Genomic DNA, 23,196 nt, shown 5'->3' on the forward strand with positions numbered 1-23,196 from the left:
GCCCTCACTTCCTCGTCGAAGTCGCGTGCCAACCTTACGACTCGCCTCGTTGGGGTAGACAGTGTGGTGCCGGCGACTCCCAGGCCGCCGCGCCGGAGTCGCCGCCGCCCCGCCACCGGGAGTGAGGCCATGATCACCTACTACGACGACCGATCCGTCCAGGTCACCTCCACCGCGGTACGGGTGGACGGGCGCAGCTACCCGCTGGCCGAACTGACCACCGTGTGGCACCGGCGGGGCGACCGCTCCTGGCGGGTGCTCGCCGGGCGCGGCGCGATCGGGGCCGCGCTCGCCGGGCCGCTGGTGGCCGCCGTGCTGGGCATCGCACTGGCCGTGTGGCTCCAGCGTTCGGCGGCGGTCACCGTCGCCGTCGTCGGGGTCTCGGTGCTGGTCGGCCTCGCGGTCGGGCCGCTCGCGGACTTCCTCTTCGAGCACCTGGACCGCTCCTACGCCCGGGGTAGCCGGGAGATGGAGATGTGGGCCGAGTGGCGGGGCCGGCCGGTACGGCTGCTGCACACCCGCGACGCCATGCGCTTCGGCCAGGTCTACCGGGCGGTGCAGCGGGCCATGGAGGCCCTGCCGTCCGCCCCGGGGCGCGCCGCGCCCGGCCGTCCCGCTCCGGGTCAGAACGTGATCGGCTCGTCCGGCAGCAGGCCCAGCCCGCGCAACAGGCCGTAGGTGTCCTGCTCGCCCCAGAACTGCACGATCCGGCCGCCGGCCAGGCGGTACATCTTGCAGGCGCTCTGCACGGTGGTCGCACCGGTCGCGTCCCGCCGGTACGTCTGCGCCATCGACACCACCACCCGGTCCCCGGCCGCGAAGATCTCCCGGATGTCCTGGTCGAGCACGGTCAGGCCCGGTGAGGACACGGCCGCCTCGGGATGGCGCCGGCCGCGGACCGCGGTGCCCGAGCCGTAGATCTCCACGTCCTCGTCGACCACCTCGGCCAGTTCGGCCAGATCCTTCGTGACGAAGGTGCGCAGGTAGCGCTTGACCACCTCGACGTTGCGCGCCTGCTCGTCACCGATCCCGGCCCCGTTCCGGTCCGCCATGCCCGCCAGCCTACCGCCGCAGGACGCGCCGGCATCGACGCACGCGGTTAGGCTGATTCATGGTCCTCGATTACCGGGACGACGCCGTACAGGTCACCTCGGAGGCGATCCACGCGGGCGGGCAGGTCGTCGCGCTCGCCGACGTCACGTACGTCTGGCACGCGCGCGGCACCACCACGCTCGCCGTCCGGGGGCGGGTGCTGGGACGCGGGGTGCTGGTCCTGCTGCTGTCGCTGCCACCCCTGGTCGCGGTGGTCTGCGTGCTCTCGCTGGCCTGGTCCGCGCAGGACCGGGGCGAGTGGATGCTCGCCCTGATCATCCTGGCCGCGTTCGTGGTGGCCGGGCTGGCGCTCACCCCGTTCCTGGAGGTGCCGCTCGGGTGGCTCGACCGTTCCTACGAGCGCGGCAACCGGGTGCACGAACTGTGGGTGCAGCACCACGGCCGGGAGACGATGCTGGTCCGCACGCCGGACGCGCTGCGGTTCGGGCAGATCTACCGGGCCGTGCAGCGGGCCGTCGAGCAGGGCGACCTGCGGTGAGACGGTCGGAGCGCGGCGGCCACCTCATCCGGCGGCACTGGCCGCGACGCCGCACACTGGATGCCATGGCGATCCCTCTTCCCCGGCCCGGCGCCCTGCTCGGCCTCACCCGCACCGCAGTGGACCAGGCGCTCGGCTCGGCCGCCACGGTGGCCTCGGTGCCCGCTCGCGCCTTCGCCGTCCTCGACCAGGTGGAGGCGCTGGTCCGGCGGATCGACGGGGTGGTGGACCGGATCGAGGGCACGCTCGACCGCACCGACCGGGTGCTCACCGACGCGGAGACGGCGGTCCGCGAGGTGGCGGTGATCAGTGCCGCCGCCACCGCGGCGATCGACACGGCGACCGAGGTGGCCGCCGCGGCGACGGTCGTGGTCGGCGAGGCGCAGCGGGTCTCCGAGGCGGCGGCCGCGGTGGTCGGCGAGGCCGACCGGGTGGCCCGGACGGCGGCCGGTGTGGTGACCGAGGCGGAGGCGGTGACCGCGCGCGCGGCGGGCACGCTGGCGACCGCCGAGAAGGCGACGGGCGTCGCGACCGAGCTGCTGACCGCGTACGAGGCGACGCTGCGCCGCGCCGCGCCGATGGCGGCCCGTTTCGTGGAGCAGCTCAGCCCGGAGGAGGTGACCGCCGCGATCCGGCTGGTGGACGAGTTGCCGAAGCTCAAGGACCATCTCACCTCGGACGTGCTGCCGATCCTCGCCACACTGGACCGGGTCGGCCCGGACCTGCACGACCTGCTGGACGTCACACGCGATCTCAAGCTCGCGGTCGCCGGCATCCCCGGGCTCGGCATGCTCCGCCGCCGCGGCGAGCGCCTCACCGACGAACCGGCCGGCTGAGGCTCAGCCGGCCGGGAAGAGCTCGTCGATCTCCGCGCGGTGCGGCAGCGCCACCGAGGCGCCAAGCTTGCGCACGCACGCCGCACCGGCGGCCGCCGCCCAGCGCACCGCGTCGACCAGCTCCCGCCCTTCGCCCCAGGCCACGGCGAGCGCGGCGGTGAACGCGTCCCCGGCGGCGGTCGAGTCGACCACGTCCACCGGCACGGCCGGCACGTGCGTCGGCGGCCGTTCCCGGTCGACGTACCAGGCGCCGTCGCCGCCGAGCGTGAGCACCGCCCGGGGCACCAGGTCGAGCAGCGCCGCCGGCTCGTCCCGGCCGCGGCCGGTGAGCGCCTGCGCCTCCGGCTCGTTCACCACGAGCAGGTCGGTGGCCGCCAGCAGTTCGCTCGGCACCGGCCGGGCCGGCGCGGCGTTGAGCACCACCCGGGTGCCCGCGGACCGGGCCGCCAGCGCCGCCTCGGTCACCGTCTCGACCGGCACCTCCAGCTGCGCGACCAGCACATCCGCATCGCGTACGGCGGAGAGCTCGTCGGCGGTCAGCGACGTGAACGCGGCGTTCGCCCCGGGGGTGACCAGGATGGCGTTCTCCCCCGCGCCGCCGACCATGACCAGCGCGACGCCGGACGGGCCGTAGACCACCCGCAGGTGTCCGGTGTCCACGCCGGCCGCTGTCATCCGGGCCCGCAGCGTCACGCCGAACGAGTCCGAGCCGATCGCGCCGAGGAAGACGCAGGACGCGCCGGCGCGTACCGCGGCGACCGCCTGGTTCGCGCCCTTGCCGCCGGGCAGCATGACGAAGTCGTCGCCCAGCACCGTCTCGCCGGGCCGGGGCAGCGCGGCGCCGATGCCGACCAGGTCCATGTTGGCGCTGCCGACGACGGCGATCCGGGTCTGCGGCACTGTGTCGTCCCGTCGCTCAGGCGGCGCGGGCGGCCCAGCGGTCGCCGGACCGCGTGACCACCAGCGGCAGGCCGAACGTCTTCGACAGGTTGTCGGCGGTGAGCACGTCGGCGAGCAGCCCCTGCGCCACCACGCCGCCCTCGCGCAGCAGCAGCGCGTGGGTGAAGCCCGGCGGGATCTCCTCGACGTGGTGGGTGACGAGCACCATGGCCGGCGCGTCCGGGTCGTACGCCAGCTCGGCCAGCCGGGCCACCAGGTCCTCGCGCCCGCCCAGGTCGAGCCCGGCGGCGGGCTCGTCGAGCAGCAGCAGCTCCGGGTCGGTCATCAGGGCGCGGGCGATCTGGACGCGCTTGCGCTCGCCCTCGGACAGCGTGCCGTACGTGCGGTCGGTGAGGTGGCCGACGCCGAGCTGGCGCAGCAGCGCGGCGGCGCGCGCCACGTCGGTGCGGTCGTAGCTCTCCCGCCAGCGGCCGACCACGGACCAGGCGGCGGTCACCACCACGTCGACGACGCGCTCCTCGGCGGGGATCCGCTCGGCGAGCGTCGCGGTGGACAGGCCGATGCGGGTACGCAGCTCGTTGACGTCGGTACGGCCGATGCGCTCGCCGAGCACGTGCGCGACGCCGCTGGTCGGGTGCAGCCGGCCGGCGGCCAGGTTGAGCAGCGTGGTCTTGCCCGCGCCGTTCGGCCCGAGCACCACCCACCGTTCGTCCAGCTCGACCCGCCAGTCGACGTCGTGCACCAGCGCGGTGCCGGAACGCTTGACGACGACCCCGTCGAGGCTGACCACCAGATCCGCGTCCACGGTCGAGGGGGCGGGGGCGCCCGGGGCGCCGGGGATCAGGTCACCAGTCACCGCTCCATCCAATCACGCACCCGGCCCGGCGCCCCCCACGGGCGGCGCCGCCGCCATAGGGTGGGGCGCCGTGTCGTTGGTCACCACTTCCGGAAGGACACCCATGCCCGACCGCTGCCGGAAGGCGCGCGGATGAGCGCGGTCATCGAGATCGCCGGACTCCGCAAGACGTTCCACACGCTGCGCCAGGGGCGCCGGGTCGCCGTCGACGGCTTCGACATGCTGGTCGAGGCGGGCCAGGTGCACGGTTTCCTGGGGCCGAACGGGTCCGGGAAGACCACCACGCTGCGCGCGCTGCTGGGGCTGGTCCGGCCGGACTCCGGACGGATGCGCGTGCTGGGCGCCGAGTCACCCGAGCACCTGCCGGACGTGGCCGGCCGGGTCGGCGCGATCGTGGAGAGTCCGCAGTTCTTCGCCAACTTCACCGCCCACCGGACGCTGCGGCTGCTGGCGCTGGCCGGCGGCGTGCCGACCGCCCGGGTGGACGAGGTGCTGGAGCAGGTCGGGCTGCGCGACCGGGGCGACGAGCGGGTCAAGGGTTACTCGCTGGGCATGAAGCAGCGCCTGGCGGTCGCGTCGGCCCTGCTGAAGAACCCGGAGCTGCTGATCCTGGACGAGCCGGCGAACGGGCTGGACCCGGCCGGCATCCGGGAGATGCGTGACCTGACCCGGTCGCTGGCCGAGGCCGGGGTGACGGTGCTGCTGTCCAGCCACATCCTCGCCGAGATCCAGTTGATCTGCGACCACGTGACGATCGTCAGCCGGGGGCAGCGGGTCGCGTACGGGCCGGTGGAGGAGGTGCTGGCCGGCTTCGACCAGCACCAGTGGCGGGTCCGGGTGGCCGACCCGGAGCAGGCCGGGCAGGTGCTGGGCCGGTCCGGCCTGTCGGTGACTGTCGCGCCGGACCACCTGGTGGTGACCGGCGTGCAGGATCCGGAGACGATCAGCCGGACGCTCGGCGAGCAGGGCATGTGGGTACGCGAGCTGGTCCCGCTGCGGCCGGACCTGGAGAGCGTCTTCCTGGAGCTGACCGGCGGCCACGAGCACGTGGCGGTGCCGCGACAGGTCGACGGTGCGCCGCCGAACGACGGTGTGATCGACCTCGACGTCCGGGAGAGCCGGGAGGTGGACGCGTGAACCTTGTCCGTGCCGAGCTGGAGCGGCTGGCCGCCCGGCGCTTCGTGCAGCTCATGGTGGTGCTGCTGGCTGCCGCCTTCGCGGTGACAGTGGTGACCACGCTCGGCGGTTCGCACCGGCCCGGCCCGGCGGAGCTGAGCCGGGCGCAGGCCCAGGCGGCCGAGAGCGTGCGCCAGATGGAGATGACGTACGACCGCTGCCTGCGGATCCGGGAGGGCTCGCTCCCGCCGGGCGAGAACGACTACCTGCCGCGCGACTGCGCCCAGATCGACCCCGCCCAGATCGAGGAGCTGCCGAGCGCGGCCGACTACCTCAGCGGCGTCTTCGTCTTCGCCAAGGAGGCCGAGCCGCTGCTCTACTTCCTGATCGCGTTCCTGACGCTGTTCGGGTTCCTGGTCGGCGCCTCCTACATCGGGGCCGACCTGAACTCGGGCGGGGTGGTCAACCTGCTGCTGTGGCGGCCACGACGGCCCACTGTGCTCGCCGCGAAGCTCGGCACGCTGCTGGGCGGGCTGCTCGGCCTGTCGGTGCTGGCGTCGGCGGCGTACCTCGGGGCGTTCTGGTTGATCGGCCAGGCGTCCGGCCTGGTCGGACGGACCGGCGGCGACTTCTGGCCGTCGCTGGCGGCGATCTGGGTACGCGGCCTGATGCTCGTGCTGCTCGCCGCGGCGCTCGGGTTCGCCGTCGCCACGCTGGGCCGGCACACCTCGGCGGCGCTCGGCACGGTGGCCGCGTACGTGGTGGTGTGGGAGCTGGGGGCACGGCTGGTGTTCCAGATCCTGGAGGTCGGCCGGCCGGACCGGTACATGCTGTCCAGCTATCTGGCGGCGTGGCTGTCCGGTGAGGTACGGCTGTGGGACAACAACGCCTGCGGCCCCGGGATCTCCGGCTACTGCGACGGCTCCTACACGTTGACCTGGACGTCGGGCCTGGTGGTGCTGCTCGGGCTCACCGGCGCGCTGGTGGCCGCCGCGTTCACGGTGTTCCGCCGCCGCGACCTGATCTGAGGGAGGCCACACTCCGGCAACTCCTTGCGAACCCTGGCGCCATGATGAAGGATTCCTTCACATGGCGCCAGGGTGCACGACGCGGTCAGCCGACCGTCGAGCCGAACACCTCGTCGCGTACGGCGTCCAGCGCGGTACGCAGCGCGCCGCGCAGGATCGGCTCCTCGGTCAGCCCGGTGGTCACCACCCGGGGCCGCACCAGCGTGATCGCGGCGACCTCGTGCTGCACCCGCTCGGCCAGCGCCGCCCCGCCCGCCTGCCCGACCGCGCCGGCGAGCACCACGAGCGGCGGGTCCAGCACCACGCAGGTGCTCGCCACACCGAGCGCCAGCCGCCGGGCCAGCTCGTCGAGCATCGGCCCACCCGCGGTGCCGGCGGCGATGGCGGCGCGCACCACCTCGGCCGCCCGGGCCGCCGCGACGCCCTGCTCGGCCGCCTCCGGGCTGGCGAAACCGTGCTCGGCGGCCACCGCGCGCACCGCGTCGGCGCCGACGAGCTGCTGGAACGCCGGCTTGGCCCGCTTGGACACGTCGCGCGGGATGGGCGCGCCGGGCACCGGCAGGTAGCCGATCTCCCCCGCCGCGCCGCTGCTGCCGTGGTGCAGCCGGCCGCCCAGCATGATCGCCAGGCCGACGCCCGCGTCCACCCAGACCAGCACGAAGTCGGCGGTGCCACGGGCCGCGCCGGACTGCGCCTCGGCCACCGCGGCGAGGTTCACGTCGTTCTCGAACACGACCGGGGTGTCCAGGTCCTCACGCAGCGCGGCGAGCAGGCCGCTGTGCCAGCGCGGCAGGTTGAACGCGAACGTGATGTCGCCGGTCTGCGGGTCGACCAGGCCCGGGGTGCCGAGCACGACGCGCCGGACGGCGGACAGTTCCGCACCGGCGCTGGCGGCCGCCTGGACCACGGCGTTGTGCACCACGCCGACCGGGTCGTCGGTGTCCTTCGTGGACTGCTCGACCCGGCCCGCCACCGTGCCGGTGATGTCGGCGCACGCCGCGACCACCCGCTCCGCGCCCACCTCCACGCCCACCACGTACGCGCTGCTCGGCCGGACGGCGTAGAGCTGGGCGTTCGGGCCCCGCCCGCCGGCCTGCTCGCCGACCCGGGCGACCAGGCCGCGTTCCTCCAGCCGCTCGACGAGCTGGGACGCGGTGACCTTGGACAGCCCGGTCAGCTCACCGATCCGGGCCCGGGTCAGCGGGCCGCGTTCGAGCAGCAGCTCCAGCGCCGCACGGTCGTTGAGCGCCCGCAGGAGTCGGGGGGTGCCGGGCAGCCGGGTCGCACTCATGCCAACGTCCTCAATTTTCAGTAAAGTTTTCTAACCACAAAACGCCTGCCGAGGGGTGCCCGTTAGCGTATCGGCCACCCCCATCCGCGGAGGTCGGACGACCCGGCAGGGAAAGGGGATACTCGTGGGTCTGGATCCAGGACTGCGCCGGCTCGCGCTGGGCACGCTGCTGGCCGCGTACCCGGGACCGGTCCCGCCGGACTGGGCGGTCGACCTGCTCGCCGACGGGCTCGCCGGGCACACCCTGTTCGGCACCAACATCCACGACCCGGCCCAGGTGGCGGCGTCCACCGCGGCGCTGCGCGCCGGCCGCCCCGACGTGATCGTCGCGATCGACGAGGAGGGCGGCGACGTCACCCGGCTGGCGCACGCCACCGGCAGCCCGTACCCCGGGAACGCCGCGCTCGGCGCGGTGGACGACCCCGACCTCACCCGCCAGGTGTACGCGGCGATCGGCGCGGAGCTGGCCGCGCTCGGCGTCACCGTCGACCTCGCCCCCACTGTCGACGTGAACACCGCCGACGAGAACCCGGTGATCGGCACCCGCTCGTTCGGGGCGGACCCGAAGCGGGTCGCCGTCCACTCGGCCGCCGCCGTCGCCGGCCTCCAGTCGACCGGCGTGGCCGCCTGCGCCAAGCACTTCCCCGGCCACGGCGCCACGGTCGCCGACTCGCACCACGAGCTGCCCACGGTCGACGTGCCGCCGGCCGTCCTGCGGGACCGCGACCTGCCGCCGTTCGCGGCCGTGGTCGACGCGGGCGTCCGCGCCGTGATGACCGCGCACATCCGGGTTCCGGCGCTGACCGGCGACGGCCCGGCCACGTTCAGCCGCGCGGTCCTGCACGACCTGCTGCGCGTCGAGTACGGCTTCACCGGCGCGATCATCACCGACGCGCTGGAGATGAAGGGCGCCGTGCTCGCCGCGGGCGGGGTCGGTCCGGGTGCGGTCCGGGCCCTGGCCGCCGGCGCGGACCTGCTCTGCATCGGCGCCCGGGTCGACGCCGAGCTGGTCGAGTCGGTCGCCGCCGAGATCGTCGCGGCGATGGCCGACGGCCGGCTGGCGCGCGAGCGGGTCGAGGAGGCGGCCGGCCGGAACGCCGCGCTCGCCGCCGCCACCGGCCCCGCCGACGCCCCGCCGCCCGCGGTCGACGGCCTCGGCTACGCCGCCGCGCTGCGGGCGGTACGCGTCGAGGGCGACCTCACCCGCGACACCGCGCCCCTGGTGGTGCAGGTGCACGCCACCTCCACCATCGCCGAGGGGCGGGTGCCGTGGGGGCTCGGCCCGCACCTGGCCGCCGGCGTCGAGCAGGCCCGCGCGGTGGCGGGCGAGACCGACCCGGAGCAGTTGCGGCGGCTCGCCGGGGACCGGCCGGTCGTGCTGGTCGGACGGCACCTGCACCGGCTGCCCGGCGCGCGCGAGCTGGTCGAGGCGCTGGCCGCCACGCACCGGGTGACTGTGGTCGAGATGGGCTGGCCGGGCGCCTGGCGGCCGGCGGCCGCACGGGCGTTCGTCGCGACCCACGGCGCCAGCCACGCCAACGGCCGGGCCGCCGCCGAGGTGCTCGGCCTGACCGCCTGACCCACGCCCCTGCACCGGCCCGCCGTCCCCGGACGGCGGGCTCTCTTGAACGCGTTCAAATTCTGTCGTACGCTCGGGGCGCCCTGGTTTTGAACACGTTCAAGAGAGGCGACGGGGATGGACATGAAGGTCTGGATGTACCTGGCCTACCTGACGGTGAGCATCGGCCTCACCATCTGGGTGGCGCGGGCGCTGTCCCGCAACGGGCTGGTGTTCCTGGAGGACGTGTTCGCCGACAGCCGGCTGGCCGGGGCGGTCAACAGCCTGCTGGTGGTCGGCTTCTACCTGCTCAACCTCGGCTACGTCACGGTGGCGATGAAGGAGTCCGATCCGGTCGGCGACACCAGCCAGGCGCTGGAGCAGCTCTCCATGAAGGTGGGATTCGTCCTGCTGGTGCTGGGTGCGCTGCACTTCTTCAACGTCTTCGCACTCGGCCGCTACCGGCGTGGCCGTCTGCGCCAGCAGGCCGTCCACCCGCCGCTGCCGCCGGTTCGAATGCTCCCGCCGCAGGGCGGCCCCGTACCGGCGGCGGGCCCGAACCCGCCGGCCCGGTGACGTCGGCCGCGGGCGGGCACCAGCAGGATCCCACCGGGCACGGGGCCGGTGGGATCCGCGGGTTCACCGTCCTGTTCGACGCGGACTGCCCGATGTGCCGGGCCGCCCGGCGGTGGCTCGCCTCGCGCGCCCAGCTCGTACCGCTGGAGTTCGTGCCGGCCGGGTCCGCCGAGGCCCGGCGGCGCTTCCCCGGGCTGGACCACGACGCCACGCTGCGCGACCTGACGGTGGTGGCCGACACCGGCGCGGTCTACCGCGGCGACGGCGCCTGGTTCGCCTGTCTCTGGGCGCTCGCCGAGCATCGCGGTACGGCCGAGCGGCTGGCCCGCCCACACCTGCTGCCGCTGGCCCGGCGGGTGGTGGCGGCGGCCTCGGCGGTCCGCGAGCGGATCCGGGAACCGGGATACGGTGACGACGATGACCGAGCAGAGTGCGCCGACGACCGCTGCGGGTGGGCAGGGGTCGACGGCCCGCGGTGAGCAGACCCGCCAGCTGATCCTGGACACCGCGATGCGGCTGTTCCGGGAGCGCGGATACGCGCGGACGACGATGCGCGCGGTCGCCCAGGAGGCGGGCGTGGCGGTGGGCAACGCCTACTACTACTTCGGCTCCAAGGAGCACCTGGTCCAGGAGTTCTACGCGGGCACCCAGCGCGAGCACCGGGAGGCGACCGCGCCGGTGCTCGCCCGGGAGCGGGACTTCGGCCCGCGACTGGCCGGGGTGCTGCACGCGGGCGTCGACGTGCTGAGCCCGTACCACGCGTTCGCGGGCGCCTTCTTCAAGACGGCGGCGGAGCCGACCTCGCCGCTGAGCCCGTTCTCCGCCGAGTCGTCGACGCCCCGGGACATGTCGATCGCGCTGTTCCGCGAGGCGCTGACCGGCTCCACCGTCAAGCTCGACGACGAGCTGCGCGAGGCTCTGCCCGAGCTGCTCTGGCTCGGCTACATGGGTGTGGTGCTCTACTGGGTGCACGACCGCTCGGAGGGGCAGGTCAAGACCCGGCAGCTCATCGACGGCGTGGTGCCGCTCGTGGACCGGCTGGTGGGACTGTCCCGGCTGCGCGTGCTGCGGCCGGTCACCCGCCAGGCGCTCGCCCTCATCCACACGCTGCGTCACTGACCCGATCGGCGGGCCGGCAAGCGATTCCGCAGGTGATAGTCCGCAACCGGACAGTAACCCACCCCTTGTTCACCACCGGGACTAACACATAGCGTTACCGATGTCGGGGCCTGGGGGAGAGCTGCGGACCGTGGATCCGGCCCGGGATCCACGGTCCGCGCCAGGCCGGGATCCGCAGGCGCTCAGCGGGGGAACACGCCGAACCCGGTGAAGCCCCGATCCGGGAACCCGGCCGCCTCGGCCACCCGCGCCGATGCGACGTTGCCCGGATCGTGCAGGTAGGTGGGGATCGCTCCCTCGTCCAGCACCCGGCGGGCCGCCTGCGCGACCAGCCGGCGGGCCAGGCCGCGCCCGCGCGCCGGCGGCACCGTGCCCACCGCCAGCTCGTGCCCGTACGCGTCGTGCCGCTTGATCCCCACGCCGGCCCGGTACGCGCCGTCGGCGCCCCGGACCACGAGCACCTCCCGGTCGAACAGCCGCAGCCACGGCGGCAGCCCGGGCAGCGTGGACGGCACCCACTCCCCCACCTCGGGCAGCGGCGCCGGGTCGGTGCACCAGCGGAAGACCGAGGTGTGCGCGATGAACTCAGGAGCGCCGACGGTGTCCGGCAGGGCGGGCAGCCACTCGCCGATCGGACGGTCGCGCACCAGAGCCCGTACCGCCTCCACCCGGTCGGCGGCCACCGAGAGGACGGTGCTGCCGCCCGCGGTCACCGCGACGGCCGGACGCAGCCGTCCGTCCCAGGCCGGACGGGCGCGGCGGTACGACCGGACCACGTGCAGCCCGGGGCCCGCCGGCCACTGTCCCAACCAGGTCGCCAGATGGAGGAAGACCCGCCGGTCGAGCACGTGATCATGGTACGCCGGTACGCCGCGCCCGTGCCCGCGGAATTCGCCGATCGCGGCGCGGTTGAGACGCGCGACAGGTGGGTAGTGGGTCGGCACGCCAGCGACGGACGCCGATTCCTGGTCCCGCCACCGGCCGCAGGAAACCCGGCGCTTCGCGGAACCGAAGGCATCGCCCCTGCGTCATATTCATTTCCATACATGGACAAGTTTCTCTGGGACGGTAGTGGTCATGCCTCACGAACCGAATGACCGATTCCAGCAGGACCCGGAGCGCGGCTGGCGGGCCGCCGCAGACGCCGGACGGTTCCCGGCGCAGCCGGCGTACCGCGAGGTCCGCGACCGAGGGCTCTCCTGGGCCGAGCTGAACGCGCAACCGGCCGGCACCGCCGCCTGGCGTGGCCTCTCACCCCTCTAGGAACGCGGGCGGCGACACACCGGCCGGGCGGGCGTACCGGCCTTCGCACACCTGTGCGGTAGCGTCTTGTGGTCCGATTTCCGGCCTACGACAGGAGAAGCTCCGCGCATGGGCAAGAAGACGATCCACGTCTCCGACTTCACCGGTCAGGTGCTCAGCCCCGACGACGAGGTGGTCAAGGTCGTCGTCCTGGAGCACCCGGACCTGGTCGCCGGGCCCGTGCAGCTGGACGCCACCCCGGTCGACGTGGAGAGCATCGACGACGCGGCGCTCGACGTCGCGGTGGTGGAGATCCACGACCGGCACGGTCACGGTGAGCCGCGCCGGGTGGTGCTGACCGCCAGCGAGTTCGACGCGATGGCGACCGACGTGCCGATGGCACAGCTGCTGCGTACCGCCGAGCGGGTCAAGCCGCCCAAGGCCCGCCGCACCTCGGAGAAGATCGACTACGGCACCATCGAGCACGCCGGGCGCCCGCACCGCGGCCGGGTCACCGAGGAGGAGGCCCGGCTGGTCCGGGAGCAACTCGACGAGGTGAACAAGCGCCTCGCCGACGCCGGCATCCGCCAGGTCGACCCGGCCGACCCGGAGCACGCCGCCCGGTACGGCTTCCCCACCGCCGGCTGACGACCCGTACGCCGGGCACGCGCCCCCGTGACGCGTGCCCGGCGCGGCGTCAGGCCCCTTTCCGGGTGATCTCGGCGAGCGCCGCCTCGAACGCCGACTCCAGTTCGGACTTCTCCAGGCCGAGGCCGCGCAGCACGCCGTCGTCGCCCTCCTCCTCCAGCAGGGCGAGCAGGATGTGCTCCGTACCGATGTAGTTGTGTCCCATCCGCAGCGCCTCCCGGAACGTCAACTCCAGGACCTTCTTGGCCCGTGCGTCGTAGGGGATCAGGTCCGGCACCTGGCCGGCCTTCGCCGGCAGCGTCGCGGTGACGACCTCCCGCAGGCGTTCCAGGGGTACGCCCCGAGCCACGATCGCGGCGGCGGCGAGCCCTTCCGGCTCGGCGAGCAGCCCGAGCGCGACGTGCCCCGGGGTGATCTCGGCGTTGCCCGCGGCCCGGGCCTCCTCCTGCGAGGCCAGCACCACGTTGCGGGCGCGCGGGGTGAACCGGCCGAACCCCGAGTTCGGGTCGAGCGCGGCGGCGGTCTCCGCCTTGGCGGCGGATCGCTTCTGGGCGGCCTGCTTGCTCACGCCCATGCTGCGGCCGATCTCCGTCCACGAGGCGCCGGAACGGCGTGCCTGGTCGACGAAGTGCCCGATCAGGTGGTCCGCGACGTCGCCCAGGTGGTCGGCGACGAGGACGGCGTCGGACAACTGGTCGAGCGCGTCGGTGTGTGCCTTCTTGATGCCGTCGATGAGGTCGTCGAGGCGTACCGGATGGGTCATCTTGAGCGGTGGGGTCTCCTCCATACGTCAACCATAGGTTGACGATCCTCGGCCGTCAACCATCGGTTGACGGCAGCGTCGGCGTCGCACGATGATCTCGGCCCCGGTAGGGTCGGTCGGGGTGAGCACCCATTCGACACTGCTGTTCGTGCTCGCCGCCGTCGCGGTGATCATCGCCGTGCGGTGGGTCGCGGCCCGCACCGGTCTGCCGGCGGCGGCGCTCCTGCCGCTCATCGGCATCGCGTACGCGCTGCTCCCCGGCCCCAACATCGGCCTCGATCCCGAGCTGGTGCTCGTGGTCGTGCTGCCGCCGCTGCTCTACAGCGCCGCGCTCGACTCGTCCCTGCTGGACATCCGCCGCAACCTGCGGATCGTGGTCAGCCTCTCCGTGGTGCTGGTGCTCCTCACCGGACTGCTCGTCGGCGTCGGGTTCCACCTGTTCGTCGCCGGCGCGACCCTGGCCGCAGGCATCGCGGTCGGCGCCGCCGTCGCCCCGCCCGACCCGGTCGCCGCCCTGGCCGTGGGCCGCCGGGTCAACCTGCCGCCGAAGATGGTCACGATCATCCAGGGCGAGGGACTGCTGAACGACGCCACCGCGCTGACCATGCTCAGCGTCGCCGTGGCCGCGGCCGTGGGCGGCGAGTTCTCGTTCCACGCCGCGATCGGGCAGTTCGTGCTGGCGGCGGCCGGCGGGATCGCGGTGGGCGTGGTCGTCGCCCGGGCGAAGCGGCTGGTCCGGCCGCTCACCGCGGACCCGCTGCTGTCGAACGCGATCTCGCTCGCGACACCGTTCGTGGCGTACCTGCTGGGCGAGGCGCTGCACGTCTCCGGTGTGCTCGCAGTGGTGGTCGCCGGCCTGATCGTCGGTCACCAGACGCCGCAGTTCGGGTCCGGCGCCGCCCGCCTCCAGACCAACGCCGTGTGGCGGCTCGTCGACTTCCTCCTCGAAGGCTTCGTCTTCCTGCTGATCGGCCAGCAGCTCCCCGCCGTCATGCGGGGCCTGCGCCAGTACGACACGTCGACCATCGTCGTCGCCGTCGCCGTGTCGGTCGGCGTGGTGCTGCTCCTGCGCCCGGCCTGGCTGATCCTGACCCAGTGGCTCCCCCGGTCGCTGCACACCCGGCTGGGTGGCGTCGCCGAGCAGGACGACACCGACGAGCCGGACGCCGCGCGGCGGCTCGGTGGCGTCGACCGCAACGCCCGAGGGCTGACCTCCCGCGAGGTGGTGGCGCTGAGCTGGTCCGGTACGCGTGGCGTGATCAGCCTGGCCGCGATCTTCACGCTGCCGCTGACCACCCGCAGCGGAGACCCCTTCCCCGACCGTGACCTGCTGCTGTTCTGCACCTTCGTGGTCGTCCTGGTGACGCTCGTCGGGCAGGGCCTGACGTTCGCGCCGCTCGTGCGGATGCTCGGCCTGCGCGCCAACGAGGCCGACCAGGCCCGGGTACGCAACGAGGCCCGCTCGGCGGCGGTGGAGGCCGCGCTGGCCCGCCTCGACACAGTCGTCGAGGAGGAGCCGGACAGCAGGGTCGCCGTCGACACCACGCGGGCCCAGTTGCAGACCCGGCTGGCCCGCTACCGGGGACGGCTCGACCTGATCCAGCAGAGCGGTTCGTCGGAGCTGCCCACGTCACCGGAGTACGAGACGGCGCTGCGGGTCCGCCGGACCGTCCTCGAAGCGCAGCGCGAGGAGTTGCTGCGGTGGCGCGACTCCGGCCGGCTGCCGGACGAGGAACTGCGGGTGCTGGAACGCGAACTCGACCACGAGGAACTGTTGCTGCCGAAGCGGGCGCCGGGCTGACCCTGGGCCCGGCGCCCGCCGGCCCCTCACAGCTGGCGCAGGATCACCGGATCCTTGATCTTCTTGTCGGCGGCCAGCAGCAACGCCTTGCTGATGATCTCGCCGAGCCGGCTGTCACCCTCGAAGGGCAGGAACATCTCCGGCTCCTTCGCCTTCGCCGAGTCCGGGATGATGCACAGGTACCGCTCGTCCGGGGCGATCAGGATGTTGCCCGAGCCGCAGTGGATGCGGTACGTGTGCAGGTCGCCGCGTACCTCCAGGAACCTGTCGGTGAGCGTGCAGCGGCCGGCGATGGCCAGCCGGGGGATCAGGTCCGCCAACACGTCCCGGCGCGTCCGGCCGGGCGGGGTCAGCTCGCCGAAGCTGCTCTGCGCCCAGTAGTCGCGATACCGGCCCTCCGGCCCGCCGTCGTACCAGTTCGGGTCGGCGCCCACCCCGGCCGCGGCCACGAACAGGTCGACGTCGCGCATCACCTCGCTCAGCACGACCGGCGGAACCTCCGCCAGCGGAACCGGCAGGCGCTCTCCCCGGACGAAGAACAGCTGGTCGGTCCCCATCGTGTCGAACACGAGGTCGTCGCCCCGGTCCTCGATCCCGGCGACACCCAGTTCGGCGCGCAGCCCCCAGTCCGGGAGGGCCAGCCAGGGCAGGTTGTACGAGGCCCCGTCGTTGCGGTGCTGGACGTACGACCAGCCGCGCCGGGACAGCAGCGCATTGAGCCGGTGCTGGCGCACGATGTGCGCGGCGAACCGGTTGGAGTAGATGCCCGTGGCCCGCTCCGCGTCGGTGAGCAGGTACTGCTCCCGGTGCGCCTGCTTGAACGGCTGGGTGATCGCGTGCCGGGTGAGGAAGTCCCGCCACGGCCCCACCGCGTCGGGGTCGAGCACCGGATGCCACAACCGGACCGTCGCATCGCCGGCCGGCTCGAACACGGTGTCGTCCACCGTCCGCAGCGCCTCACCGGCCCAGCAGCAGGCGACGCCGTCGACCGTCCAGACGAGCCGCTGGGCCAGGGTACGGGCCAGCGGATGGTCCAGGAACCGTTCGCGCCACTGCTCGACGGTCCACGAACGGTCCCGCCGCAGGAGCCCTTCCAGCCGGTCGCGCGTGGCGACGAGCGTCGCGGCGACGTCGGCGACAGTCGCCTTCAGCTCCTTCACCTCGTCGCCGTGCTCCTTGCGCACCTGCGCCGGAGGCGTCCTGACCACCTTGCCGTCCGCGTTGCGCCACACCACCACGGCGTCGACGCCGCGCACCTCCAGCTCGTACGAGCAGTCGCCGAGCTTGTCCGCGAGCGGCAGCCCGAAGCCGGGCAGGGCCATCTCCTCGACGTCCTCCCGGCTGACGCCGCGTGCCTCGGCGTGCCGGGCCAGTCCCTTCTCCACCAGGCGCAGCGTGCTCTTGTAGGTCAGCCGCGAGGACAGCCGGGCCAGCTGGGCGAGCGCGGCCGGGTGATCGGTGTCGACGAGCGCCGCGACCGCGACGTTCGCCAGTTTCGGGCTCGCCGGGCCGTGGCCGGAGATCTTGCGGGCGGCCCGTTCCGCGATCTGGCCGAGGCTGCGCAGTGTCTGCTCGGACGGCGGGCACATCGTCCGCGTCCAGATCAGTCCCCACAGCAGCCCGACGTTGTAGCGGTCGATCATCCGTGGTGGCATGTCCTTGATGTGGCCGGGGCAGCATGTGGTCATGCGCAGCGGCAGGCTGCGGGACTGCCCGACGAGCGGGAGCCAGTCGTCGAGCCGGGCGGTGAAATCGTCGACGCCCACCGCGTCGAGCAGCGACCGGGCCTGCTTGCGCCAACCAGCCGTCGGCTTCGCCTTGTCCACCTCGACCGGGCAGTGTGCCAGCAGCGCCTCCCACGCGGACCGGCGATCCGCCGGCATCGCCTCGATGTCCGCGACGGCGCGGTCGGCCCACTGCTCACCGACGTTGGGGATCGGCCAGATCCGGTCGGCCTCGTCGCTGATGTCGCTCATCGAGCGTTCGAGCCGGGTCCGGCGCCAGGTCGCGAGCGCCGCCGGGTTCACCCGCCCGGCCGCCGCCTCCGCCTGGATGGCCTCCCAGGTGAACCGGTTGAGGCGCCAACTCCAGTAATTGAATCCCAGCCAGGCCTGAGTGCCCAGTCGGCCGAGCCAGGCCGAGCCGTCGAGCCCGCCGCCGGAGCGCGCGGCACTGATCAGACTGCTCGCCCCGTCCATGTTGAGCCCCGGCACCGCCAGCGCGTCGAACACCACCTGCCGTACCGGTGCCGGTTGCGCGGTCAGCAGTTCCTCCGTCCGGCGCCACGCCTCGCCCCGGGCCCGGTCCCACGGCTCCTCGTGCTGGTACGGCAGGTGCGGCAGGCTGTCGATCAGGGTGGAGGCGGCGGCGACACGCCTGTCGTGATCCGCGTCGTCGCCGGTCAGGTCGGCCACGGCGGCGGCGACCGACTCGACCTTCCGGGTGGCCTCCGGCAGCAGCTCGACCAACGGCGCAGCAAGATCGTAGGGCCCGTGCGGATCTTTGAGCGCGGCGAGCAGCGACGGAACCGTCCCCGCCGGTGCCCAGCCGCACACCGTCACCACCCGGTCGACGAATTCCTGCTTGCCGGTCTCGTTGAGGTTCTGGGCACTCGGGCCCCACCACCTCTTGGCGGTGGCGGCCACATCGCGCAGGGCCGACTCGGGGTCGTACATCTTCATTCAGCCACCCACCAGCGGGACGAGCTTGAGGAAGGTGACCCGGGAGCCGGCGTGCAGGCGGACCTTCTCGTCCAGATCCGTCACCTGACGGTCGTCGACGAGCACCACGAAGGCGTTGCGGCCGAACGCCTCCAGCGTCGTCCGGGTGCGCTCCTCCGGATCGGCGTCCACGCCGGACTCGGCGATCTCCAGGGAGACCCGGCGTCGGATCAACTCGGCGAGGCGTACCTCTTCCTCGAAGACCTCGATGGTCCACGCGGGTCCGCTCGGCGCTCCGACGACCTCGTCGGTGACTGTGATCAATGGCATGGCGGAGAAGATAGCGCTCTCCTCCGACACGGCACGCATTTTGTGTGACCTGACCGCGTACCGGACAGTCTCCAACGTGTACGAGATCGTTTGCGCGAAGACGAGGTGGTGAGGGTGTCCTATCCCGCGTACCCGAGCAGGGCCGGCATGCCGGCGGTGGTGGAAGCGGCGCGCCGCGGCGACCGGGCGGCGATGGACGAGCTGGTCTCGCACTGTCTGCCGCTGGTCTACAACATCGTCGGCCGGTCGCTGAACCGGTCGACGGACGTCGACGACGTGGTGCAGAACACGATGCTGAGCGTCGTCCGCGGGCTGCCGGGCGTACGCGAGCCGCAACTTTTCCGCTCGTGGCTGGTCGCCGTCACCATGAACGAGATCCGCACCCACACGCAGCGCCGGCACACCACACCGGCGCCGCCGGAGGACATCGACAACGTGATCGACCCGCGCGCGGACTTCGAGGATCTGACCCTGACCCAGCTCCGGCTCTCCGACCAGCGCCGGGAGGTCGTCCTGGCCACCCGCTGGCTGGACGACGACCACCGTCACCTGCTGTCGCTGTGGTGGCTGGTCGAGGCCGGTCACCTCACCCGCGCCGACCTGGTCGACGCCCTGAACCTGGCCCCGCACCACGTGACCGTCCGGGTGTCCCGGATGAAGGCTCAGCTGGACACCGCCCGGCTGGTGGTGCGGGCGCTCACCGCCCGGCCCGGCTGCGCCGCCCTGGCCGAGACGGCCGCCGGCTGGGACCGTCAGCCCGCGCCGGTGTGGCGCAAGCGGTTCGCCCGGCACATCAGGGACTGTCCGCACTGCCCGGACGCGACGAACGACCTGGTCCCCGCCGAGCGGCTGCTGGCCGGCCTGGCGCTCACGCCGCCCCCGGCCGCGCTCGCCTCGGACGTCGCCCACAGGATGCACACCGTCGCCGGGTCGCCGGCCGCCTCGCCCGGCCTCCACGCCGTGACCGCCGGAGCGCGGTCGGGGCTCTCGCTGTCCAAGGTCCTGGTCGGCGTCGTCGCCGCCGTCGCGGTGGCCGGAGGCGGCGCGCTCGTCCTCGCCAACTACCCGAGCGAGCCGGAACCGCAGCCGGCGAGTGCGGCAGCCGCGCAGCCCTCGGCCGCGACCGAGGCACCGGCGCTCACGCCCTCGCCGTCCGCGGTGGAACCGTCCCCGACCGCTGCCCGCACGAGCCCCACCCCCAGCAGGTCGGCGAAGCCCAGCAAGTCGCCCAAGCCGACCCCGTCGTCGTCGCCCTCCAGGTCCGCCGCCACGTCCACCGGCCTGTCCGCCGCCGAACGGCGGCTGCTGGTGCTGCTCAACGAGCGGCGTCGCGCGCTCGGTCTGAACGAGGTCAAGCTGGGCGCGGCGCAGCACCGGGAGGCAGAGTCCTGTGTGCGGCAGAACCTGAACGCGAGCGGCCTGCAGCACTGCGGGCACGAGGTGCTGTTCGCCTCGTCGGGCAACTCCTCACCGGAGCAGATGATCGAGGCATGGTTCAACAGCCCCGGGCACAAGACGGCGCTGACGTACGCCAGTTCCCGCTTCGCCGGCCCGGCGATCGTCTTCAACGGCAGCCGCCAGGTCGCCGCCATCAACATCGACTACTGAGGTACGACGAAGGCCCTGACCCGGTGTGCACCACCAGGTCAGGGCCTTGATCGTTGGTGCGCCGCCAGGGACTCGAACCCCGAACCCGCGGATTAAGAGTCCGCTGCTCTGCCAGTTGAGCTAGCGGCGCTCGCTGACAACGGGACGAGACGTTAGCACGCCCGCCCACCACCCCGGAAACGCAGGGTCGGCCTCACCGCAACGCCAGCGTGACCTGCCCGGTCGCGGCCCCGGACGGGTCCACCACCAGGGTGTACGCCCCGGAGGCCGGCAGCACCGCCGGCCCGATTCCACCCGCCCCGTTGATCACGCAGCCGGTGGCCACGGTGCTGCCGTCCGGAGCCCGCAGCGCCAGCACGCCGCACTGATCCGGCAGGTTCGAGGCGGTCGCGCTCACCGTCACCGACGTACCGGCGTCGGCGGTGAACCGGTACCTGGTCACCGCGCCGGGCCGGTCCACGACGGCGACGACCGGCGGCCCACCGAGCGCGACCGCCGCCCCCCGGTCCCGGCTGGTGACCACACGCACCGTGGTCGTGCCGGTGCCGCGTTCGGTCGGGTCGACGACCAGGGTGTACGTCCCGTCGGCGGGCAGCAGCGTGCCGTCGATCTCACCGACGCCGTTGATCACGCAGCCGCTGCGCAGCAGCCGCCCGTCGGCGTCCCGCAGCTCCAGCGGCGAGCACTGGTCGGTGAGCGTGCTCGCGGGCACCTCCACGTAGACGCGCTCCCCCGCGCGCCCGGTGAACCGGTGGCGCGCCCGCGCGCCGGGTTGCTCGACGGTAGCGGTGACCGCCGCGCCGTTCGGTTGCACCGTGCCGTCGCTGTCCCGCGCCGTGTACACCCGCACGGCGGCACGGCCGGTGTCGCCGGGTGCGGCGGTGACCCGCAGCGCGTACGTGCCGGTGGCGGTGAGGTCGACGCGGTCGACGTACCCGGCGCCCTTGATGTTGCACCCGCTGGCGATCTCCCGGCCGCCGGGCTCGGTGAGCACGTACGGCGAGCAGCGGTCACCGATCCCCGGCGCGGTGGCGTCGACGAAGACGGCGTCCCCGGCGCGGGCGTCGAACGTCAGCGGTTCCCCGCCGGGGGTGAGCGTGGCGGTGGCGACAGGGACGGCGGTGATCGGGGTGGCCGCCGGTGGGGCGACCCGTTCGGTGCTCGCGCCGGCCACGGCGAACTCGGGTCGGCCGCTCACGGCGACGTCGAAGACGCACTCGGCGAGCTGGGCGGGCGCGGTGACACCGGCCCAGCGGCAGACCTGTTCGGCCGTCGCGCGCCGGGCCGGGTCGAGGTCGCCGACGGTGACCTCCCGTTCCGGGAACGCGCGGTCGGTGAACGTGCCGGTGTCCTGCCCGTCGTCGTAGTGCAGCAGCGAGCGGTCCGGGGCGATCCGCCAGCTGTCCGCGTAGGCGGGATAGAGCTTCCCGAACGGCACGGGCTGGGCCAGCGCCGCCCCGGAGGCGGGCGTGATGTCGTCGGCGGGGTCGCCGTCGAAGTCGCCGAGCAGTCCGCGTACCTTCCCGGCCCGTCCGTCGGCCAGCCGCACCAGGATCCGGTAGCCGTAGCTGCCGATCTGGTCCACCGCCGCCGCGGACCCGTCCGGCCACGTCACGTCGTACCCGTCGGCAGGGCCGGTGTCCGACGGGCGGCGGGCGAGGGTGCCGCCGCCGGACAGGTCGGTGCGGTCCGGCAGCGCGGCCGGCGGCGCGCCGTCGATGTGCACGCGGGTGCCGCCGTCGGTGAGGGTGAGTGCGACGCGGTGCGTGCCGACCCGGAACGCGACCGCCGTGTTGACCGAGGCGGTACGCGTGCCGGCCATCGGGGCCTGCCGGACCTGCACCTCCAGCGGGTCGCCGCCGGTGGAGGCGACCAGGACGAACTCGCCCACGGCCTGGAAGTCGTAGGCGACCCGGTCGAACGTGACCAGGTGCGGGTCGCCGTTGCTGCCGCCGCAGTCCGCGCCGTCCTCGCAGAGCTTCACCGGCCCCTTCCGCGGCGGCGTCTTCCTGGCCGGCTTCTTGCACTCGTCGAGGTTCTTCGGCAGCGTCTTCCCGTCGTACTCGGTGCGCGGCGGCAGCCCTTTCGCCGCCCGGTAGCGGTTCTCCGCGAGCGTCGCCTTCACCTCGGCGGTACGGATGCCGGTGCCGCCGCACTCGCCCTGCGGCACGGCGTTCCGGGAGATGTCGTCGGCGTGGTTCAGCTCGTGGTAGAGCGCGGCGCAGGGATCGCGGGCCACCCCGTCGCCGTACGGGTCGGTGGAGGTCGGGTTCCACGTGACGGTGGAGGAGCCCTTGCCGTCGGCGCTGTCCGGCGTCTCGAACGCGCCGGAGCCGCCGGTGGTCGGGATGATCCGCACCCGGGGACTCTTCTTGTCGCGCAGCCGGGGCAGTAGACCGGACGGGTCGCCGCCGGGTAGCGCGAACCCGGCCAGGCAGCCGTCGACAGCCGCCTGGAAGTCGACGCCGCTGACCGGCACCCCGGCGGTCGGGTCGACGCCGTAGTCGGCCCGCGCCGGCCGGGCACCACCGCCGACGTAGGCGGCGACGGCCACCAGCACCAGCGCCGCTGCGGCGGCGGTGGGCCGGCGTCGTCGGCGCACCAGCAGCAGTACGCCCGACGCGACGACGAGCAGCGCCAGTGCTCCCCCGGCCACCACCCGGAGCCGGCGCCCGCCGGTCCCGCCGTCGTCGGACACGGTGAACGTGGCGGTCCGCAGCGCCGTCGCGCCCGCGCACGGGTTCGTCGCGCCGGTCACCGGCAGCGTCACGTAGCCCGCGGTCACCTCGTACCGGCCGGGTGCGCCGACCGGCCAGAGCGTGTCCGGCCCACCGCCGTCCGGAGTGGCGGCCACCGAGCGGAGCACGACCTCGCCGTCGTGCAGCCGTACCCCGGTCAACGCAACGGCGGCGGTCGCGCCCGGCTCCACAGTGGTGAGCCCGGCGGTGGCAGCGGCGCCGATCCCGTCGTCGTGGAAGCTGCGGGCGAGCGTCGGCGCGACGTCGAGCCCGTCCCGGCGTACCCCTGTGACCTGCACGGTGCCGACGGCGCGGGTGGCGAGTGCGCAGGCCGACCCGGTGGTGTTCGTGACGGTGAGGTCGAGGCGGACCTGGTCCCCGGCGCGGTAGTCGGCCTGACCGGGCCGCAGGGCCAGGCCGAGGCCGCCGTCGGCGGGCGCCGCGGCGCCGCTCGCCGCCCCGGTCGCCAGGGCGGTCACGAGTACGCCGAGCGCCGCCGCCAGCCGCAGGGTCCACCTCATGGTGCCGACTGTAG

At 73.7% G+C, this 23,196-nt stretch carries 22 protein-coding genes and 1 tRNA gene; 13 read left to right on the forward strand and 10 right to left on the reverse strand.

The window, feature by feature from the left end; translation table 11 throughout:
- Positions 1 to 129 precede the first annotated feature (129 nt).
- Positions 130 to 678 carry a DUF6232 family protein gene (locus tag V6U82_RS05125; protein WP_334459479.1) on the forward strand — a complete coding sequence of 183 codons (549 nt, stop codon included), beginning with the start codon at positions 130 to 132 and terminating at the stop codon, positions 676 to 678.
- On the opposite strand, the gene V6U82_RS05130 is transcribed toward V6U82_RS05125, so the two are convergent.
- Entirely contained in the window at positions 624 to 1,052 is a 429-nt protein-coding gene (locus V6U82_RS05130; protein WP_047893173.1) for a nuclear transport factor 2 family protein, read from the reverse strand. The two genes, V6U82_RS05125 and V6U82_RS05130, sit on opposite strands and share 55 nt — an antisense overlap.
- 59 nt (positions 1,053 to 1,111) lie before the next feature.
- On the opposite strand from V6U82_RS05130, the gene V6U82_RS05135 reads away from it, so the two are divergent.
- Together V6U82_RS05135 and V6U82_RS05140 are read left to right on the forward strand one after the other, a co-directional pair.
- On the forward strand, positions 1,112 to 1,591 hold the full coding sequence (locus V6U82_RS05135) for a DUF6232 family protein (protein WP_334459481.1): 480 nt from the start codon (positions 1,112 to 1,114) through the stop codon (positions 1,589 to 1,591).
- A 65-nt stretch (positions 1,592 to 1,656) separates the two neighbouring features.
- Positions 1,657 to 2,427 carry a hypothetical protein gene (locus V6U82_RS05140; protein WP_334459484.1) on the forward strand — a complete coding sequence of 257 codons (771 nt, stop codon included), beginning with the start codon at positions 1,657 to 1,659 and terminating at the stop codon, positions 2,425 to 2,427.
- Positions 2,428 to 2,430: 3 nt separating this feature from the next.
- Here V6U82_RS05140 and V6U82_RS05145 read toward each other — a convergent pair whose 3' ends face one another.
- Positions 2,431 to 3,327 carry a ribokinase gene (locus V6U82_RS05145; RefSeq protein WP_334459487.1) on the reverse strand — a complete coding sequence of 299 codons (897 nt, stop codon included), beginning with the start codon at positions 3,325 to 3,327 and terminating at the stop codon, positions 2,431 to 2,433.
- A 16-nt stretch (positions 3,328 to 3,343) separates the two neighbouring features.
- Complete coding sequence (locus V6U82_RS05150) at positions 3,344 to 4,183, reverse strand: ABC transporter ATP-binding protein (protein ID WP_128138705.1); 840 nt, start codon at positions 4,181 to 4,183, stop codon at positions 3,344 to 3,346.
- A gap of 132 nt (positions 4,184 to 4,315) precedes the next feature.
- Here V6U82_RS05150 and V6U82_RS05155 point away from each other — a divergent pair, with 132 nt between their 5' ends.
- Entirely contained in the window at positions 4,316 to 5,320 is a 1,005-nt protein-coding gene (locus tag V6U82_RS05155) for an ABC transporter ATP-binding protein (RefSeq protein ID WP_334459493.1), read from the forward strand.
- A complete protein-coding gene (locus V6U82_RS05160; RefSeq protein WP_334459496.1) occupies positions 5,317 to 6,327 on the forward strand; it encodes an ABC transporter permease subunit in 1,011 nt (336 codons plus the stop codon). The genes V6U82_RS05155 and V6U82_RS05160 overlap by 4 nt, the downstream gene beginning before the upstream one ends.
- 85 nt (positions 6,328 to 6,412) lie before the next feature.
- Here V6U82_RS05160 and V6U82_RS05165 read toward each other — a convergent pair whose 3' ends face one another.
- Complete coding sequence (locus V6U82_RS05165) at positions 6,413 to 7,618, reverse strand: ROK family transcriptional regulator (protein ID WP_269701679.1); 1,206 nt, start codon at positions 7,616 to 7,618, stop codon at positions 6,413 to 6,415.
- Between the two features lie 124 nt (positions 7,619 to 7,742).
- Here V6U82_RS05165 and V6U82_RS05170 point away from each other — a divergent pair, with 124 nt between their 5' ends.
- From V6U82_RS05170 to V6U82_RS05185, 4 genes are all read left to right on the forward strand, one after another.
- Positions 7,743 to 9,197, forward strand: coding sequence for a glycoside hydrolase family 3 protein (locus V6U82_RS05170; RefSeq protein ID WP_334459502.1), 1,455 nt, complete (start codon positions 7,743 to 7,745; stop codon positions 9,195 to 9,197).
- A 117-nt stretch (positions 9,198 to 9,314) separates the two neighbouring features.
- Positions 9,315 to 9,752, forward strand: a complete 438-nt coding sequence (locus V6U82_RS05175; protein ID WP_334459503.1) for a hypothetical protein — start codon at positions 9,315 to 9,317, stop codon at positions 9,750 to 9,752.
- Positions 9,749 to 10,231 carry a thiol-disulfide oxidoreductase DCC family protein gene (locus tag V6U82_RS05180; protein WP_334459504.1) on the forward strand — a complete coding sequence of 161 codons (483 nt, stop codon included), beginning with the start codon at positions 9,749 to 9,751 and terminating at the stop codon, positions 10,229 to 10,231. The genes V6U82_RS05175 and V6U82_RS05180 overlap by 4 nt, the downstream gene beginning before the upstream one ends.
- A complete protein-coding gene (locus V6U82_RS05185; RefSeq protein ID WP_334459507.1) occupies positions 10,170 to 10,871 on the forward strand; it encodes a TetR family transcriptional regulator in 702 nt (233 codons plus the stop codon). Before V6U82_RS05180 ends, V6U82_RS05185 begins: the two co-directional genes overlap by 62 nt.
- Before the next feature lie 182 nt (positions 10,872 to 11,053).
- On the opposite strand, the gene V6U82_RS05190 is transcribed toward V6U82_RS05185, so the two are convergent.
- Positions 11,054 to 11,719: a GNAT family N-acetyltransferase gene (locus V6U82_RS05190; RefSeq protein ID WP_334459508.1), complete on the reverse strand. Its 666-nt coding sequence runs from the start codon at positions 11,717 to 11,719 to the stop codon at positions 11,054 to 11,056.
- 229 nt (positions 11,720 to 11,948) lie between these two features.
- Between V6U82_RS05190 and V6U82_RS05195 the strand changes: the two genes are divergently transcribed.
- Both V6U82_RS05195 and V6U82_RS05200 read left to right on the forward strand, forming a co-directional pair.
- Positions 11,949 to 12,134, forward strand: coding sequence for a DNA repair protein (locus tag V6U82_RS05195; protein ID WP_334459509.1), 186 nt, complete (start codon positions 11,949 to 11,951; stop codon positions 12,132 to 12,134).
- A 108-nt stretch (positions 12,135 to 12,242) separates the two neighbouring features.
- A complete protein-coding gene (locus V6U82_RS05200) occupies positions 12,243 to 12,761 on the forward strand; it encodes a hypothetical protein (RefSeq protein WP_128136156.1) in 519 nt (172 codons plus the stop codon).
- 49 nt (positions 12,762 to 12,810) lie between these two features.
- On the opposite strand, the gene V6U82_RS05205 is transcribed toward V6U82_RS05200, so the two are convergent.
- The gene (locus V6U82_RS05205; RefSeq protein ID WP_334459511.1) at positions 12,811 to 13,548 is read right to left on the reverse strand and encodes a Clp protease N-terminal domain-containing protein; all 738 of its coding nucleotides are present in this window, start codon (positions 13,546 to 13,548) and stop codon (positions 12,811 to 12,813) included.
- A gap of 67 nt (positions 13,549 to 13,615) precedes the next feature.
- Here V6U82_RS05205 and V6U82_RS05210 point away from each other — a divergent pair, with 67 nt between their 5' ends.
- Complete coding sequence (locus V6U82_RS05210; protein ID WP_334459512.1) at positions 13,616 to 15,325, forward strand: Na+/H+ antiporter; 1,710 nt, start codon at positions 13,616 to 13,618, stop codon at positions 15,323 to 15,325.
- Positions 15,326 to 15,351: 26 nt separating this feature from the next.
- Here the strand turns inward: V6U82_RS05210 and V6U82_RS05215 are convergent, their stop codons facing one another.
- Together V6U82_RS05215 and V6U82_RS05220 are read right to left on the reverse strand one after the other, a co-directional pair.
- Positions 15,352 to 18,006, reverse strand: a complete 2,655-nt coding sequence (locus tag V6U82_RS05215) for a DUF4132 domain-containing protein (protein WP_334459515.1) — start codon at positions 18,004 to 18,006, stop codon at positions 15,352 to 15,354.
- Positions 18,007 to 18,315 (reverse strand): hypothetical protein, encoded by a 309-nt coding sequence (locus V6U82_RS05220; protein WP_181726477.1) that lies wholly within the window; start codon positions 18,313 to 18,315, stop codon positions 18,007 to 18,009. It lies immediately after the preceding gene.
- A gap of 114 nt (positions 18,316 to 18,429) precedes the next feature.
- Here V6U82_RS05220 and V6U82_RS05225 point away from each other — a divergent pair, with 114 nt between their 5' ends.
- Positions 18,430 to 19,923: a sigma-70 family RNA polymerase sigma factor gene (locus V6U82_RS05225; RefSeq protein WP_334459519.1), complete on the forward strand. Its 1,494-nt coding sequence runs from the start codon at positions 18,430 to 18,432 to the stop codon at positions 19,921 to 19,923.
- A gap of 54 nt (positions 19,924 to 19,977) precedes the next feature.
- Here the strand turns inward: V6U82_RS05225 and V6U82_RS05230 are convergent.
- Together V6U82_RS05230 and V6U82_RS05235 are read right to left on the reverse strand one after the other, a co-directional pair.
- Positions 19,978 to 20,053: transfer RNA gene (locus tag V6U82_RS05230), tRNA-Lys, on the reverse strand.
- A 63-nt stretch (positions 20,054 to 20,116) separates the two neighbouring features.
- Positions 20,117 to 23,182: a VWD domain-containing protein gene (locus V6U82_RS05235; RefSeq protein WP_334459520.1), complete on the reverse strand. Its 3,066-nt coding sequence runs from the start codon at positions 23,180 to 23,182 to the stop codon at positions 20,117 to 20,119.
- Positions 23,183 to 23,196 lie beyond the last annotated feature (14 nt).

Origin of the sequence: Micromonospora sp. CPCC 205554 (genome assembly GCF_036902745.1) — a bacterium.
Lineage (GTDB): Bacteria > Actinomycetota > Actinomycetes > Mycobacteriales > Micromonosporaceae > Micromonospora > Micromonospora tulbaghiae.

Excerpts from the sequence above, each read along its gene's own strand:
- V6U82_RS05125 (WP_334459479.1), top strand. The coding sequence starts at position 130 with ATGATCACCTACTACGACGACCGATCCGTCCAGGTCACCTCCACCGCG.
- V6U82_RS05130 (WP_047893173.1), bottom strand. The coding sequence starts at position 1,052 with ATGGCGGACCGGAACGGGGCCGGGATCGGTGACGAGCAGGCGCGCAAC.
- V6U82_RS05135 (WP_334459481.1), top strand. The coding sequence starts at position 1,112 with ATGGTCCTCGATTACCGGGACGACGCCGTACAGGTCACCTCGGAGGCG.
- V6U82_RS05140 (WP_334459484.1), top strand. The coding sequence starts at position 1,657 with ATGGCGATCCCTCTTCCCCGGCCCGGCGCCCTGCTCGGCCTCACCCGC.
- V6U82_RS05155 (WP_334459493.1), top strand. The coding sequence starts at position 4,316 with ATGAGCGCGGTCATCGAGATCGCCGGACTCCGCAAGACGTTCCACACG.
- V6U82_RS05165 (WP_269701679.1), bottom strand. The coding sequence starts at position 7,618 with ATGAGTGCGACCCGGCTGCCCGGCACCCCCCGACTCCTGCGGGCGCTC.
- V6U82_RS05175 (WP_334459503.1), top strand. The coding sequence starts at position 9,315 with ATGGACATGAAGGTCTGGATGTACCTGGCCTACCTGACGGTGAGCATC.
- V6U82_RS05185 (WP_334459507.1), top strand. The coding sequence starts at position 10,170 with ATGACCGAGCAGAGTGCGCCGACGACCGCTGCGGGTGGGCAGGGGTCG.
- V6U82_RS05195 (WP_334459509.1), top strand. The coding sequence starts at position 11,949 with ATGCCTCACGAACCGAATGACCGATTCCAGCAGGACCCGGAGCGCGGC.
- V6U82_RS05200 (WP_128136156.1), top strand. The coding sequence starts at position 12,243 with ATGGGCAAGAAGACGATCCACGTCTCCGACTTCACCGGTCAGGTGCTC.
- V6U82_RS05205 (WP_334459511.1), bottom strand. The coding sequence starts at position 13,548 with ATGGAGGAGACCCCACCGCTCAAGATGACCCATCCGGTACGCCTCGAC.
- V6U82_RS05210 (WP_334459512.1), top strand. The coding sequence starts at position 13,616 with ATGATCTCGGCCCCGGTAGGGTCGGTCGGGGTGAGCACCCATTCGACA.
- V6U82_RS05215 (WP_334459515.1), bottom strand. The coding sequence starts at position 18,006 with ATGAAGATGTACGACCCCGAGTCGGCCCTGCGCGATGTGGCCGCCACC.
- V6U82_RS05220 (WP_181726477.1), bottom strand. The coding sequence starts at position 18,315 with ATGCCATTGATCACAGTCACCGACGAGGTCGTCGGAGCGCCGAGCGGA.
- V6U82_RS05235 (WP_334459520.1), bottom strand. The coding sequence starts at position 23,182 with ATGAGGTGGACCCTGCGGCTGGCGGCGGCGCTCGGCGTACTCGTGACC.